We start from the raw sequence: 15,037 nt of genomic DNA, 5'->3' as shown, positions 1-15,037 counted from the left end.
GCAAATGTTTCATCTGGCTCATTTGCTGTTTCGCGGTTTGCATCGCCTCGGCGCTCCGGGGAAGAGCCGGTCACGTTTCGGTTAGCGGATGGGTTGGGAGGGTGGCCATGTGACGCGTCACTGTCACTGGGGGCCCAAGTGCTGTTGAAGTCACCCCAAATCGCTTTGTCGATCAAGGTCAACAAATACCCCAAAGGGTTACCGGCTTTTTTGTGTCTGCGTTTTCGCGAAGGGGCAATACCTTCATCTACTACGCGTTTTGCCAGCCTGAGAGTACTTGAAAGGCTTGAGTATTTGGTGGGTTCCGGTCCTTGGATAAGGCGCTCCCTGTACTTAGATTTTTTTCTAGCGACGAATGGTTCGCTCCTTTCCAGACCCTCTGAACTGAGGGTGCCAATCATAAAATCATCTACCAGATCCCCCCCCTGGGCATTCGCCAGCGTTCGGTGGCGTGCTTGAGCGCGTGGTCAGTTGACAAGAAATGATGCCAAAGGCAAACTGTCCACAGTCTTCAGTCCACAGTCTTCATTTTGTGTAGAGTGAAGATCATAAACGGACGTTAAGCTGCTCTAAGGAACAGACCTTCTAGGTGCGAACTGGGGTAGGTTTCTTTGCAAAAAAATAGGTATTAACTGTGATTAATTGAATGTCCACGTCAATCGTGGCCACACGGTAATCGCCGCATAAAGTAATTTAAGAACTGCCCCCGAAAATTTTAATTCTATAAAAAAGCGGAGCGCCTTATGCGTGAGGACAACATTGTAGGTGTCGATATTGGCGGTACTTTTACCGACTTCGTATCATATGATGCTACCACTGGAATAATTGAAAACTGGAAAAACCTAACGACTCCAGAAAACCCTATCGAAGGCGTTTTGGAGGGTTTGTCCAAAATCGAGTCGATGGCAACCGTTAATAAGGTGCGTCTTGGAACTACTATTGCTACGAATGCACTGTTGACGCGAAAAGGCGCGAAAGTTGCTTACGTTACAACTAACGGTTTTAAAGATGTACCGTTTATTCAGCGTGGCGACCGCCGTAGTCATTACGATATTACGTGGATCAAGACGAAAGCATTCGTGAGTCGGGCCAATTGCTATGAAGTGGCTGAGCGTATGAGTGCCTTGGGTGAGGAAGTTCTTGCTCTGGATGAGGCCTCGGTACGCAAAGTGGCTCAGGCTATTCGTGACGATGGCACCATAGAAGCCATTGCCGTCTGTACCTTGTTCTCTTACGTCAACCCAGCGCATGAGGATCGTATTGCAAAAATTCTGGCTGAAGAACTGCCAGATATACCGATTTCTTCTTCATTTCACGTACTTCCGAAATGGAAAGAGTACGACAGGGCATCCACAACGATCGCTGACGCTTTTCTCAAGCCAATTGTTCAAGAAAGCTTCGCCCGTATCAAAGCCTGCCTCGATGATTTGGGTATCGGCGATAAAGTCGGTGTCATCAAGTCCAATGGTGGCGAATCCAGTATTTGGGGGGCGGCGGCTACACCTGTTCAGATGGCACTGTCCGGGCCGACGGGCGCAGTCGTTGCAACGCGTACAGTGGCTGAACTTACCGGAATTAAAAACCTGGTTGTATTTGATATGGGGGGCACTTCAACCGACTGTGCAACCGTCGTCAATGGTCAGGAAAACATCACCACCGACTTTGAAATTGAATGGGGGATTCCGATTCAGGTTCCGATGATCGACGTTCATACCATCGGTGCGGGCGGCGGATCCCTGGCGTGGATTGATAAAGGTGGCCTGTTACGAATGGGGCCGCAATCTGCGACATCCGTTCCAGGTCCTGCCTGCTATGGTCGCGGCGGTCTTGAAGCAACCGTAACCGATGCGAACGTTGTGCTGGGTCGAATCAATCCTGATTTCTTCCTCGGCGGGCGGATGAAACTTGATGCCAGTGCTGCTCACAGTGCAGTTGCTCGTATTGCAGACGCACTCCAAATGGCTGTTGATGACGCGGCTCTTGCCATGCTCCAGATTGCGAACAACAACATGCTGGGCGCGCTGCGCACGGTGTTGTTGCAGCGCGGGCTGGATCCTCGCGACTTCACGCTCCTGTCATCTGGAGGGGCCGGTCCGGTTCACATCTGCGACTTGTTGGACATCAGTGGTATCCCTCAAGGTTTGGTACCCAACTACCCCGGTCAGTTTTCGGCATTCGGCTTCATCATGACCAATGCCCGTGTCGACAAGCAGCGAACGATTCAGCAGGTCTCCACACGGTTTGACGCTTGCGCGGTTGATGAAGCAATGACCAGTCTTGTGAGTACTGCACTCGGCGAGCTGACTGAGCAGGGTTATGTTGACAACATTCAGGTGCAACGTTCCATCGAGGCGCGCTACCTCGGGCAGAATCATGGGCTTGAACTACCGGTTAACGTGGCATCGATTACGGCCGAGTCTGCTGTCCAGTTGTGGCAGAAATTTCATGAGATTCACAAGGCTCGGTTCGGCTTCTCCATTCCAGGTGAAACCATCGAGCTTGTGACCATCAAGGCCGTGGCAATCGCATCATCCGAGAAGCCGAACATTCCATCGCTTGCGCCTGCGCAACAGCCCGCCAAAGCCAATGCAAGTCGCAAGGTACGGTTTGAGGAGGGCTGGATCGATACGCCTGTCTATGAGCGTGAAACGTTGCTCCAGAACCATGTGATTGAAGGGCCAGCAATTATCGAGGAAAGCGCCTCGGTCACGATCTTGCGACCCGACCAGCGCATTCGAGTAAACGAATACGGCTACATGCTCGTAACGGCAAAATCGAAGGAGGGCAAGTAATGGATATGGTCGCGATGAGTGTGCTCGACTCGACGATGGTGTCGATCTGTCGAGAAATGGGAATCACCCTCCAGAAGACTTCTTACTCCACGATTTTCAATGAAGCACTGGACTTTACCTGCGGTCTGGCCGACATACAGGGCAATCTGATTGCGGTCGCCGATTTCTGCCCTGCCATGATCGGCGGAATACCGCTGCTGGTTAAGTCGTGTTTGAAGGAAATCGATGTGGCGTCTCTCAGAGAAGGAGACATCATTCTTCACAACGACCCCTATCGTGGCGGCCTGCACACGCCGGAGCATTCATTCTTCAAGCCGATCTTCTTTCAGGGTGAGCTACAAGGCTGGGCTGTTGCGATTGGTCATATCGCTGAAGTCGGTGGCATGGTGCCCGGCGGTTTTGCTGGCGAGGCCACGGAGATTTTCCATGAGGGTTTGCGTGTTCCGCCGGTGAAAATTAAATCTGCTGGTGTCGACAACAACGATATCTGGAAGCTGTTACTGGCTAACGTACGAACACCTCGGACCAACTATGGTGATCTGCGTGCTTTGATTGCTGCTGTAGATCTGGGCGAGCGCGAGATGCGTGGTGTGCTTGAGAAGTACGGCGTCAACGTTGTTCAGCAGATTTTGGGTGACCTGCTTGATTACGCTGAGCGGCGTATGAAGGCCGAAATAGAAGCCATTCCCGATGGTATCTATTCTTTCGAAGATTTCGTTGAAAGTGATGGCGTCACTCCAGATAAAACCTACCGCATCGCTGTGGAGGTTCACGTCCGTGGCGATCAGATCATCGTTGACTACACGGGCTCTTCACCTCAGGCCCGTGGCCCGATCAATGCAACACTGGGGGTGTCGACGTCAGCTGCCTATAACGCCGTACTGCATATGACAGACCCTTCCATACCACGCAACAGTGGATGTTTCCGTCCGATCAAAGTGCTGTCGCCGCCCGGCACAATTGTAAACGTGGATTTTCCGGCACCTTCAGTCGGGGGAAATACCGAGACACATCCTCGCATCACCGGGGCGATTCTGGGGGCAATGGCATCTGCCGTTCCTAACCGAGTCATGGCCGCGGAGGGCGCGACACATTGCAACTTCGTGTTCGGCGGTGTGGATGCTGTCAGCGGCGAATACTTCGCCTGTTATGACCTGGAGGCCGTCGGTTGGGGAGGGCGTGCATTCGCAGATGGGAATGACGCCGTTGACTCGATTAATGGCAATTGCCGCACCACTCCAGTGGAGGTTTTCGAAACCCGATTCCCGTGGCGTGTCGAGTGCCTCGCCCTGGATGCGGACTCGGGCGGTGCTGGCGAATTCCGAGGGGGGTTGGGTTACACCAAACAAATGCTCTGCCTGAATAAGACGATAACCGTTTCGCAAATGACCGACCGCCATTTCACCAAGCCATGGGGCTTGGACGGCGGTCTGGAAGGCGGCTGTGGTGCCACTCTTGTTCAGAAAAAAGACTCGAGTACGTGGGAAACAATGTGCGAAGCCTACGGCAAAATTTCTACGAGCCGTTACTCCAACGTCGACATCCTGGAAGGTGACCGGGTCAAGTTGGTTACACCTGGAGGTGGCGGCTTTGGCAGCCCAAAAAAACGAGCGCCGGAAGCGGTCGAGCGTGATTTGCGCGATGGATACATTTCACTCGAGTCGGCAAGGTCGAATTACGGGTACACGGGGAACTGAAGATGAAATTCTCAGAAAACGGGCTCTACATCGAACGTTACGTTAAATGCTGCAACTGCGGTGTTCTGATCTATGAGCAGGACGCGCCTACGAAGGTGAAAGTCGACGGTAAGGAATTTTGCTCCGACTGGTGTGTGAAATGGAGCGCTGAGCGTCAGCAGCGGCGCGATTCGAAGTAATAAATATTCGGCGGGGCCGGGTCGGCCCCGATCCGAAAGACAGGAAATAATGATGGAAAAGGTTACATTTAAACGTATCGACCAAATGAAGCCCGAAGACTGGAAGTTAATTTCCGCTTTCGAAACCGAAGAACATAAAGGCATGCCTGGGCTGGTGATCAAACACCTGCAGTTGTTGGGGCATGGTGAACAGCCTTATCAGATTGACCGGCTTCAACATTCACTACAGACAGCGACTCGCGCCATGCGTGACGGTGCCGACGATGAAATGGTGCTGGCGGCATTGGTTCATGATATTGGTGACACACTGGCCTTATATAACCATGCCGAATTGGCGGGCGCATTGATCAAGCCCTATGTGTCCGAAAAAACGCACTGGATTGTACTTAATCACGATGTTTTTCAAGGGTTTTATTATTGGGAAAATCTTGGGTTGAATAAAAATACACGCGATAAGTTTCTTGGGCACCCTTGGTTTGATGAGTGTGACACGTTCTGTCGTGAGTGGGATTGCCCTTCGTTTGATCCGGATTACGATACCTTAAGTCTTGAAAGCTTCATTCCGTTGATTGAAACCGTTTTCTCTCGAAAGCCCTATTCGTACAAATAATAAACGAACTGACTTGCGTTGCTTTAAAAGCACTTCCTGTGGTTGTTCTGCCCAAAAAACGTGTTTAAAACACCTCCTTTTCTAAGTGGAGTAATAAAAAATGGCGGGCCCAATAAAAAGTAATGACGGCGCAGGGCAACCTGCCGCCGTGGTGGGTTTTGACGAACGTATTAATAAAATATCGCTGTCCATGGCGTGGTGGGCGGTATGCAGTGCAATGTTCTACATTATTGTGGGCGGCGCACTCGCGTTAGAATACGGGACATTCAATGCGATTACGGGAATGCTCCTTTCGGTGATTTCCTATGGAGCCATTACCTCTCTGATGACCCGGCACGCCATTAAGACAGGTCATTCGGTGACCTCCTTTTCGGTAGAGCTTTTTGGTTCGAAAGGGGCCGTGCTTGCTGCGATCATTCTGGGGGCCACGGCCATTTATTACGCCGTATTCGAAGGCTCCGTTATCGCACTGGCGATTAACCATCTCTTTCCCTCGATCAACCATACGGTCGCGGCGCTGATTGTTGTGGCGTATAGCGTACCGCTGGTATTGGGGAGAATCCAGGTCTGGCTCGACAAGCTCAATGGCGTACTGTTGCCAATCTACGTCATAGGCTTACTGGCTGCTGTTTGTATCTCTATATCCGAATATGGGTATTCCACTCAGTGGATGACTTTCGGACCTTCTAACCCATCGCCGTACGGGTGGTGGAATTGTTTTGTGTATTACATGGGTATTTGGGTGCTTATGCTCTTTGCCTATGAGTATGCCAAGTTTGGCAAACCTTCGGATGCGGCGTTTCATAATAAGTGGAATTTTAGTTATCTGTTTTATTTTGTCACTATTGTCGTTAATGGTGCCTGCGGTATTTATCTGGTCAGTTCCGTTCCCAGCATTGAAAAGATCAGTGAAATTTCTGTGGTGCTGGCAATCCTGAGCTTGCTAGGCTTTTGGGGGCTGGTGTTTGTTTGGGCCACGCAGACGCGAATAAATTCAGCCAACTACTTTGTCGCTACCACAAATTTGAAAATGATAGGGCAATTCTTTGGCTTGGGTTGGAAATGGGGGTGGTGGGCTCTTGTTGTCGGAATATTAGTGTTTGTGCTTATGCTTGCTGATGTTTTCAAATACCTGATGGAAGCTCTCGCTTACCAAGGAATTATCGTTGTCGCTTGGGTAGGCGTTGCCCTGTCGAGGATTATCGAAGTTCGAAAGCTTGCGGACGGTGGCGTATCGAGTACCCCTTATAAAGCGGTCAACTACGCAGGCCTGACAGCGTGGTGGGTGGCTTCGATCGTCGGCGTGATTCTTATGAATTGCACCGGTCTGTTGGCGACATTTTCCGCCCCCGCCACTGCACTGGTTGCTTATTCAATAATGCGTCTAAGACCGAAAGTAAAAGTGGCGAATAATCCAACTATAAGTGAAGTAAATTGATGCTTCTTGCATGGGTTTCTTGATATCTAAGCCGCCCATGCAAGAGCGACTAGTTGAATTGACAGGGGGTGGATAAAAAGGCAAGCTGACTGTTCACAGTCGAAAATGCCCAACCGGTGAAGCGATTCCGTTCGACTACGATAGTGATCCACATCGAAGACATAGCGGGTTAACTTCAGATGATTCAGTTTCCATCCCCTGTTTCAAGCATGTCTACGAGCGAATCAGGGTCTTTCACAACCCCCCTTGTCGACAGTAAAAGCTTGTCGGAGCAAGTGACCGAGTACCTGTACAAGCTGCTCGTGAGTGGTCAGTTGAAGGCAGGGCAGCGCGTCAATGAAGCCGAATTGTCACGGACATTGAAGATCAGTCGCAACCCGATACGGGAAGCGATCCGCAAGCTGGAAGAGCGAGGTTTGCTTATTTCCAGCCCGCGGCGAGGGACCTTTGTCCGCACCTTTTCGGAGTCGGACATCCAGGATATTTTTTCATTCCGTTTGGCTTTGGAGGAGTTTGCAGTTCGTCAGGCATTTCCTTACCTGACGGATGAGGACATCGAAGGCCTGGCTGCCATCGTCGATCAAATGGAGGCGGCCGCGAAAACAGGGCGAGAAATGGAGCTTGTCGAACGTGATATCGCCTTCCATCAGCGTATATGTGAATTGTCGAGAAATACTCAGACCATTCGTGCTTTTTCTAATATTTACGCCGAAATTCAGATCTCGATCAGTCTGGTTGAGCATCGATTTGCAAGCCTTGAGGATGCGGCAGTCGATCACTGGCCTATTGTCGAGGCGTTTCGCACTAAAGACGAACAGAAAGTCATTGAGGCGCTCAAGTTTCATATAGGCGACTCATGGAAGAGAATCAAGGAAGCCTACAATTACTAACGTGATGTGTAGCCCTCCTTAGAGAACCCAAGTGACATTGCTGGGTTTCTTTTCCGATTGTGTATTTCATGTTGACCTGCTTGTGCACACCGCGGTGGTTAGGCTCAAACACACTCACCGGTCGCAGACCTTCAGGGTAGGCCTATCGCCGATGGGTGTTGTACCCATTCAACGCAGCCGCGCAGGTCCAGGGCCATTTAGTGCATCAATACCGCTCATACCTCGATCATATGAAGTTCATCGGTCAGGGCGTCGGCCAGTGCGGTCAGGGTGCTAAAGCGACGACGGCTGATCGCGCCAAACCCGTTGTGGTCGACGTAGAGTTGGGTGCCCTCTACCTGAATCGGTACATCGAGGCGTAGATACTGCGCGTTCAGGTAGTGCACGACGATAGCTCCGTGAGGCGCGCTGGTGATCATGAACAGGTTCGGGCTGTGAACGCGCGTTGTCACGGACAAATTGCTGATGGGGTCGGCCATGTGCATTAACACATCACACCTGAGGCCCAACGAGTGAGTGTTTAAAGGGGATGGCAGCAGGCAACCTGGATCACGGGTCGTGCGCAAGGGGAGTGTGGGAACCCTGCTGGCCAGGCGCATGCTGACAGCGCCGGTCAGTTCGGCCAGCCCCGGAATGCCTTGAAGCGTGCTGCAATGGCCATGGCCAACCAGTGCCACCCAACGGTGTGGACCTTGAGCCTGTTGGTCGAAAGCAATTTTTTTGTAGGCAAAAAAATTGAACACGGTGACGCGATTAAGCTGGTCGGACAACGTGCGGGCTGCTCCGGGTGCGGAGAGCGCTCCGGGTGTGATCTGCGCACAGGCCGTTGTATCAAGGGCCATTACCTGGACCCCTTGAGCATGCGCCTCCTCCACCAGCCGAACGTAAGTGTGGGGCTGGGTCGAGGAGTAATGGCTGTCCATCCATTGCAGGCGTGCTCTCAGAGCGGGGGGCAATGGGGTAGCCGGTGAGGCGTTGAAGGTATCCAGCAGGCGTTGATGAAGATCTGTATTCAAAGGTTCGAAGTAAAGGCTTTTGAGGCCCTGTCTTTTAAGGGCCGGCATGTTCTCGGTCAAAAACCGTCGAGACAGGGTGTGACCGTGGGTTTCGCCGATCACAAGGCCATTACGCTGGTTGAATAGGTCGCTGAACAGCGGCTCGGGCAGCAGATCTCTTGGCGGTATCGTGAGCGGCCCGGCCGAGGCGCTGAAGGTTCTGAAGAAGCTTCTGGCGTGACGGTGCAGCCGAGACTGAATGGCAAAAAGATGAAACACGCCCGCCGCGAGTTCTTGCGGCAGGGTGGGTGTCAGAATGCCCAGGCCCAAAGAGCCCGAGGGGGCCAGGTTGAGTGCCGGGAGCGCTGCAACATCGGTGACGGGCAGTTCGTAATCCTGATAGGTGGTTTCGTGGGGGCCTTTTTCAATCGGGTCCATGCCCCCTGGTAACCTGTGCATGGGTTCGGCGTTCCAGAGCGCCTGAGTCTCATTTTCCACCAGCGTATAGCGCAGGGACCTGCCGACCGCGCTGGGCGAGTAGATGTAGTGATGCCCTTGAGCCACGTCGCATAAGTAGTACTTGCCGCCGATGAGCGCATATCGCTGCTGCGAGACCTTGTTTTGGAAAAGGTTGCCTTGCACCGGGCTCAGGTCGGCGGAGTTCACATGAACGTCAAGGCCTGAAAGATCGGGGGGCGGTTGAAGCGCGGGCAGTGCGCCGAAGGTGGGGGCTAGACGGGGGCGGGTGTTGGCCCCGGTGATTGACCACAGCGCCCTGGCTGCAGATTTTGAGGCGCGTGCCTGCTTGAGCAATAAAAAAAGGGTGGCCACGCTGCGCGCAGCCCTGAATGTGGAGGCGACCGGCACAAACGCCATCAGGTTCAGCGCCACATCTATGCCAAAGGTGATCTTGTTCCAGCGTGACTGTTCTTCGACCTCGGCGTTGGAGGTCGACTCATGGTCGGCGTTGCGGCGTAAGGTAAAGACTCTTTGCTCATACAACGTATCGTGAAGGGGGGTATTTATCACAAAGGTAAAAAGGGTGTCGAAGGGGTTACGGACCCTGCGGCGAGGATTGAGTATTCGTTCGCTGAGCGACCAAGTACCACTTTGCGGGTTTTCCGTCAGCGCGGCCTGCCCGGGTTTGGGCAGGCGTTGCAGGACATAACGCTGCCAGTCCGGTGATGAGGCCCATCGCTGCTGGAGGAAATGCTGCAGGGCCTGTTGGTCGTTGAACGCCTTGAAGGTCTGGCCATCGGGCGCTGCAGGGGTATAAAGAATGACAGAGGCTACCGCCTGGCGCTGTTCAACGCCGATCATCAACACGTCATTAAGCGCATAACCGTTGCGGGTGCTGTTATCCGAGTTGGCAATCAATAGCCCGCTGGCAATGATGGTGTGCCCGTCGACGGTATTGCGGCGGGCCGGGGTGTCGCCCTTGATAAGCGCCTGGAGCCACTGATAGCCGCGCTGCTCCCGATCTTTGAGTAAGCTCGTGCCCTCCAGTTGCGCGGCCAGGGCCGCGCTCGCCATGCTGGCCCGGTGCGCGTCAATCCAGGCTTCACGCACCGTTGCGCCTTCATCGATCAAGCGTGTTCTCAGCAACTGGTCGTAAGCGTTGCTGATGTCCAGTGAGTGTATGAGCGATGTCAGGTAGGGTTCGTCGAATTCGATCGGTGTGCCGGAAGGCTCGTTGCCGGACGCCGACATCACGATTTTTTTGCCGGTAAATACGTTGTAAAAACTGAAATCCCAAGGCGCGATGTTTCGTAGCGCCAAGGCTGTCAGCGATAAGGTTGTGGTGTGGCTCGGCCCGGTTCGCGGGCCGTCGGTGCTAGTGACATGGTCCGGTCCAATACCGCCGCCAAGGCTGGCAGGGTTGAAGCTTTCAGTGATACTGACGCGGATGTGGTCCGGGTCGATGACTTTGCCTGGATAATCGACGGCCAGTTGCCGGATCAATTCAGTGCGGGCAAACACCGGCAGGGCGGGGATGTCAATATTCTGGAGGTGTGCGATCAAGGCCTTGCTGGCGGCCAGTTCGGCGTCCAGCAACTGGCTTAAAGTGTGTTGGTCTTCGGTACTCGCCGCTCGATGCCAGGCGGGCAGATGGGCTTCGATATAACGTCTGCTGCGCTCCGTCAGTCTGTTGCGGATATCCAGGAGTGAGCCTATGTGGGCCACGCGGTTGAACAGTTCGTACACCTGCCCAGCATCGGCTTCATGGCGGGGTAACTGCCGCCAGCCATGGGCGATGTCTTGTTTTTGCAGGGTCATCAGTGACTGCACGCTGTGCTCGAAAAGCGCTGTCTGGATTTGCGTGTAGCCAAAAGTCGGGGCTGCCGTTTGATAGCTCTGGGCCCGTGCCTGGTCTTGCCAGGGCATCGTGCACAGCAGGCCTTCTACCTCGGTGGCCTGGGCAAAGCGGGTGCGTAGGGCCATGTCCAGCGCTTGCAATGAAGTAAACGAATCAATGCCGTGGTCCGGGGTGAACAGCACGACAGTCCCGATATCGGCGGTGGTCTCGATATCGGTGGTCGGAGTTTTGCTTGAAACGACAAAGACGCCAGCTAGCGCGATATCAGCCTCCGGGGGCTGGCCTTTAAGGTGCACAGCCCAGGCGGCGGGCCGTTGTTGTTGCGGCAGATGAGCCCGAGCCGCTGCGCAGGGGAAACGAATGATCAGGTCAATCAGCGTTTTGTCGTGTTCATCAAGCGTTTGGTCGGCAACGCGCAAGGCGGCCTCGGCACCAAGGGCCTTGGTTAATTGCTCGGCCAACCACTGGTCACGCCTGAGCGGGTTGCCCGGGGCAAAAGGCGCGCGCCAAAAACGGTCCAGTTGCTGCTGATAACAGCTGTCGGGTCGACGGATAAACCCATCAATGAACTGCTCGAACGCCGGAGAGCCGGCCGTCGTCAGGTGAACGATGCGCTGTTTTTTCGTGGGCGTGGCCGGGTTCTGTTCACGGTAGAGGGTTTGGGTGGCGTAGCGGTACAACCGGTTGGGCGCGTCGAAGTCTTGCCCACCCCAGGGTTTGTTATTGAACAGCGCGGTCAGCCGCTGAGGCGTAACCTGAGGGAGTTCCTCCAATGTTGAACCGGATTGAAGGGTAAGCCGGATGTACTCGACATAGTTCACGGCATCCAGAGCGATCGGCAGTGGGTGGTTGCGAAACGAGCGCTGGACGTGGGCGTAGAGCAGGCCCGTGAGCGTCTCGCGTGCTTCGGGCATATCATCGAGCAGTACTTTCAAGGCCTTCTGATAGTCCAGCAATTGCGCCAGATGATGCTGTTGCAGAGCCTCGGTCGAAACGGGGGATTCAGTGGGGTGGGGCATGGTTTCTTCTGTCCGTGATTAGCCAGAAGAGGAGGCTACGCCGTCTTGGGAAGGGACTTGATATACCCCGATACCGCGCGCAGATAAAAGGCGGCCACTGCAGTATTCAGTGGCCGGCGGCGTGAAGTTGAGGTGGGCGAGCCATGGGGTGAGCCCCATGGCTGGCAACCGTGCGGTTAGCGCGAGGCCCAGGCGTTGAAGCGCTGCTCCAGTTGTTCGCCATGGTCGGCCCAGAAGAGGGCGTCAACGGGGACCTGCTGGGCAAGGTTCGCGGGAGCGGTCGGCAGTTCGTTGATGCGGGCTTTATCGAGCAGGTCCATGGCGCGCATGTTTGCAGCCCCGTAGTCGATGTATTCCGCGAAGTGCTTCTGTGGCACGGGTTCAAGGGTGAAGGCAATGAACTCGCGAGTTTTGTCCTGGCGCGAAGCGCCGCGTGGAATGGCCCAGGAATCGAACTCGTAAAGCCCCCCGGCCCACACGATGCCCAAGTCATACTTCTTGCGCTGTTCGCCCGAGAGGCGGCCGTTGTAGACCGAGCTCATGACCACATCGCCCGCAGCGAGGTACTGAGGTGGCTGAGCCCCGGCCTCCCACCACTGAATGTGCGGCTTGAGCTGATCCAGCTTGGCGAAGGCGCGGTCCTGACCGGCCTTGGTGGCCAGCAGCGTATAAACCTCTGTTGGCTCGACGCCGTCAGCGATCAGGGCGAATTCCAGGGTCGACTTGGCCAGTTTGCGCAGGCCGCGTTTGCCCGGGAATTTTTCTACATCCCAGAAGTCTTTCCAGCCGGTGGGTGCTTCCTTCAGCTTGCTGGCGTTATAGGCCAGTACTGTCGAGTACACGAGGAAACCGATGCCGCACGGCTGGATGGCACCGGGGACGAAATCTTTGGGGTTGAGGCCGATCTGGGCAGGGTCCAGTGTTTCGAACATGCCCTCGTCGCATCCCCGGGCAAGCTCGGCAGACTCTACCTCCACGGCATCCCAGGAGACGCTGCGGGTGTCGACCATGGCTTTGACCTTGGCCATTTCGCCGTTGTATTCACCGGCGATGATTTTATTGCCGGTGGCTGCTTGCCAAGGTTTGTAGAAGGCCTTGACCTGCGCCTCCTTGTTGGCTCCACCGAAGGAAACAATGGTGAGGTCGACCGCGAGGGCCTGGCTGGCAGTGACTATCCCCGTTGCCAGAACTGCGAATTTCAGAGTTTTGATCATTATTGTTATCTCCTACCGTTCAAGGGTGATTGCAAATCACTCGAGACACCGGGATCAACGAGGCCTTCCCAGGCGCGAGACTTCCGGTTCCCGCTCCCTTCGCCGCTGAGCCGCTGAGCCGCTGAGCCGCTGCACGTGCCCTGTGCAGTGCTCGCAGTGAAGGGGTGTGTGCTCCTATGGTCCTTTTTGCCGCCGTGTAAGGTGGCATGAGGGTAAAGACGGTAAAAGATGACTTTTCTGATTCTTGGATTGGTTTGTACTAAACAATGGGCGTAACGGTAGGCCCGAGGATGTCAGTTTAAAGCCTGACGCAACACCGCAGGTAACGACTCCAAGCCAAGCGTGGTTGTTTCCTGTTTGAAGCCGCTACCGCTACCTCTCTTGCGAAGGCCAGGGGTATTAACTCGGTCCTTTGGGGCTGGTAGAGCGAGGTCCTGGGCGCGCCCCGTGCGTAATCCTGAGGATCAGACGCGCAAGGGCCATGCTCAACCAACGAAAGCACGTTCAGTTCCCGAGACGGGTCCTTTTTTTTTCTGAACCGATGTGTTCTCAAATAACACGTATGCAGGGACGTATTTCATTTCAGGAGTCATTAATGAATATTTTCTCACTGCGCAGTATTCAACCCTGTGCCGAGAGCCTCCAAGCGCAGAGCAATGCAGTACAGGGCAAAGTGGTTCCTGATGCCACTAAGCCTGCCGTACCAGACGTAGCGCGGCTCATGGAAAGTGTTAGGGGGCGCACAGGGATAGCGGCCAGTCACTTAATACCCTTGTTGAATGTAGCGAAAGAATACAACTGCATTATTGGTATGCGCCCGGTTGAAGCCGTGGCTACCGGGCTGATTGAAGATGGTCATCCCACCAAGGACTTTCACATCAAAGGTAAAAGCGCCAACTGGGGACCTCAGGCCGGGATGATTTGTGTCGATCAAGCCTTCAGCAAACTCGAAGGTTGCCGGAAATCAGATCCATCGCGAATCGAGAAATTCAACGGGCAGACGCTTCAATGCATCCAAGATGGCCATGCGGTTGCTATTGCGCTGGAAATCACTCATGCGCGCCTTGGGACGCTGTTGGCCAGCGACCTCATCACTAACGTGCACCTTGCCAACGCCGAAGGGGTTATCACGTTCAGCGCGAAAGCTCCCAGCGGGGCGCTCTACACATTCGAGGCCACCCCCAGTGCTGTGGATAGCGAGTATCGGATCAGCCAGCAAGGGCAACCTCTGCAGGTGCTGGCGAAGACACCCGAGGGCAAGGCATTGACGGCGGACTATGATTTGCATTTGATCGGCCCTCATATCAGCGATCTGGGGCCGCAAGACAACCTTCCGGTTCCGGATGTCGCGCACGGTGTGTTCAAGGCACGTATCAATGGGTACTGCGAACGGGCAACCGATACGGGCCCCAAAAATCTGGCTCTGGAGTTGCGCCAGGATTACGCGAGTGTCAACAGTTTTTACCAGAAGGAAAATCCAGATATCGGTAATGCTACAGACCGTATTGCCTCGATGATTCCTGTGATCAATAAAGCTTTGGTGGGTGAAGGAGAGCGGTTGGTTCATCACAATGCAGACTCCGGCAGCCCGGCCAGCGAAGCCGCGGCCAATTATCCCGCCACCTTCTTCCTGCCTGCCAAGCTGGGAGCGTTTGATGAGATTTGTATCGTCGAAAATCGTCATCAAATGGCCGAGCTGTTTCAACAGGCGAAAAACAGCGGATATCACATGCCGTTAAACCCGTTGTGGGAGTCTGAAGTGACCCATGTCAGACGCTCAGATTTCACAAACTCCCAGCGGTTGCTGGATCTTCACTGAGAACAGATCAGGACGCTCTACTGAGCGAACAAACGGTAAGGTTCGGTCCGTTCGCTGAGTGATGCGT

At 54.3% G+C, this 15,037-nt stretch carries 9 protein-coding genes; 7 read left to right on the top strand and 2 right to left on the bottom strand.

The window, feature by feature from the left end:
- Positions 1-743 precede the first annotated feature (743 nt).
- The 6 genes from Q1W15_RS09570 (at position 744) to Q1W15_RS09545 (ending at position 7,606) form a co-directional block, all read left to right on the top strand.
- The gene (locus Q1W15_RS09570; protein ID WP_300726907.1) at positions 744-2,792 is read left to right on the top strand and encodes a hydantoinase/oxoprolinase family protein; all 2,049 of its coding nucleotides are present in this window, start codon (positions 744-746) and stop codon (positions 2,790-2,792) included.
- Positions 2,792-4,489 carry a hydantoinase B/oxoprolinase family protein gene (locus Q1W15_RS09565; RefSeq protein ID WP_300726904.1) on the top strand — a complete coding sequence of 566 codons (1,698 nt, stop codon included), beginning with the start codon at positions 2,792-2,794 and terminating at the stop codon, positions 4,487-4,489. The genes Q1W15_RS09570 and Q1W15_RS09565 overlap by 1 nt, the downstream gene beginning before the upstream one ends.
- Before the next feature lie 2 nt (positions 4,490-4,491).
- Entirely contained in the window at positions 4,492-4,668 is a 177-nt protein-coding gene (locus Q1W15_RS09560; protein WP_300726901.1) for a hypothetical protein, read from the top strand.
- A gap of 52 nt (positions 4,669-4,720) precedes the next feature.
- A complete protein-coding gene (locus Q1W15_RS09555; protein ID WP_300726898.1) occupies positions 4,721-5,278 on the top strand; it encodes an HD domain-containing protein in 558 nt (185 codons plus the stop codon).
- 100 nt (positions 5,279-5,378) lie between these two features.
- The gene (locus Q1W15_RS09550; RefSeq protein ID WP_300726895.1) at positions 5,379-6,716 is read left to right on the top strand and encodes an allantoin permease; all 1,338 of its coding nucleotides are present in this window, start codon (positions 5,379-5,381) and stop codon (positions 6,714-6,716) included.
- A gap of 275 nt (positions 6,717-6,991) precedes the next feature.
- Positions 6,992-7,606, top strand: a complete 615-nt coding sequence (locus Q1W15_RS09545) for a GntR family transcriptional regulator (protein WP_300726893.1) — start codon at positions 6,992-6,994, stop codon at positions 7,604-7,606.
- Between the two features lie 215 nt (positions 7,607-7,821).
- Here the strand turns inward: Q1W15_RS09545 and Q1W15_RS09540 are convergent, their stop codons facing one another.
- Together Q1W15_RS09540 and Q1W15_RS09535 are read right to left on the bottom strand one after the other, a co-directional pair.
- Entirely contained in the window at positions 7,822-11,937 is a 4,116-nt protein-coding gene (locus Q1W15_RS09540) for a membrane-targeted effector domain-containing toxin (RefSeq protein ID WP_300726890.1), read from the bottom strand.
- 176 nt (positions 11,938-12,113) lie between these two features.
- On the bottom strand, positions 12,114-13,151 hold the full coding sequence (locus Q1W15_RS09535) for an ABC transporter substrate-binding protein (RefSeq protein ID WP_300726887.1): 1,038 nt from the start codon (positions 13,149-13,151) through the stop codon (positions 12,114-12,116).
- Positions 13,152-13,746: 595 nt separating this feature from the next.
- On the opposite strand from Q1W15_RS09535, the gene Q1W15_RS09530 reads away from it, so the two are divergent.
- Positions 13,747-14,970 (top strand): anthrax toxin-like adenylyl cyclase domain-containing protein, encoded by a 1,224-nt coding sequence (locus Q1W15_RS09530; RefSeq protein ID WP_300726884.1) that lies wholly within the window; start codon positions 13,747-13,749, stop codon positions 14,968-14,970.
- Positions 14,971-15,037: the final 67 nt, after the last annotated feature.

It is taken from the genome of Pseudomonas sp., assembly GCF_030150285.1.
In the GTDB taxonomy this organism is placed as follows: Bacteria; Pseudomonadota; Gammaproteobacteria; order Pseudomonadales; family Pseudomonadaceae; genus Aquipseudomonas.
This window is presented reverse-complemented; position numbering and strand designations above follow the sequence as displayed.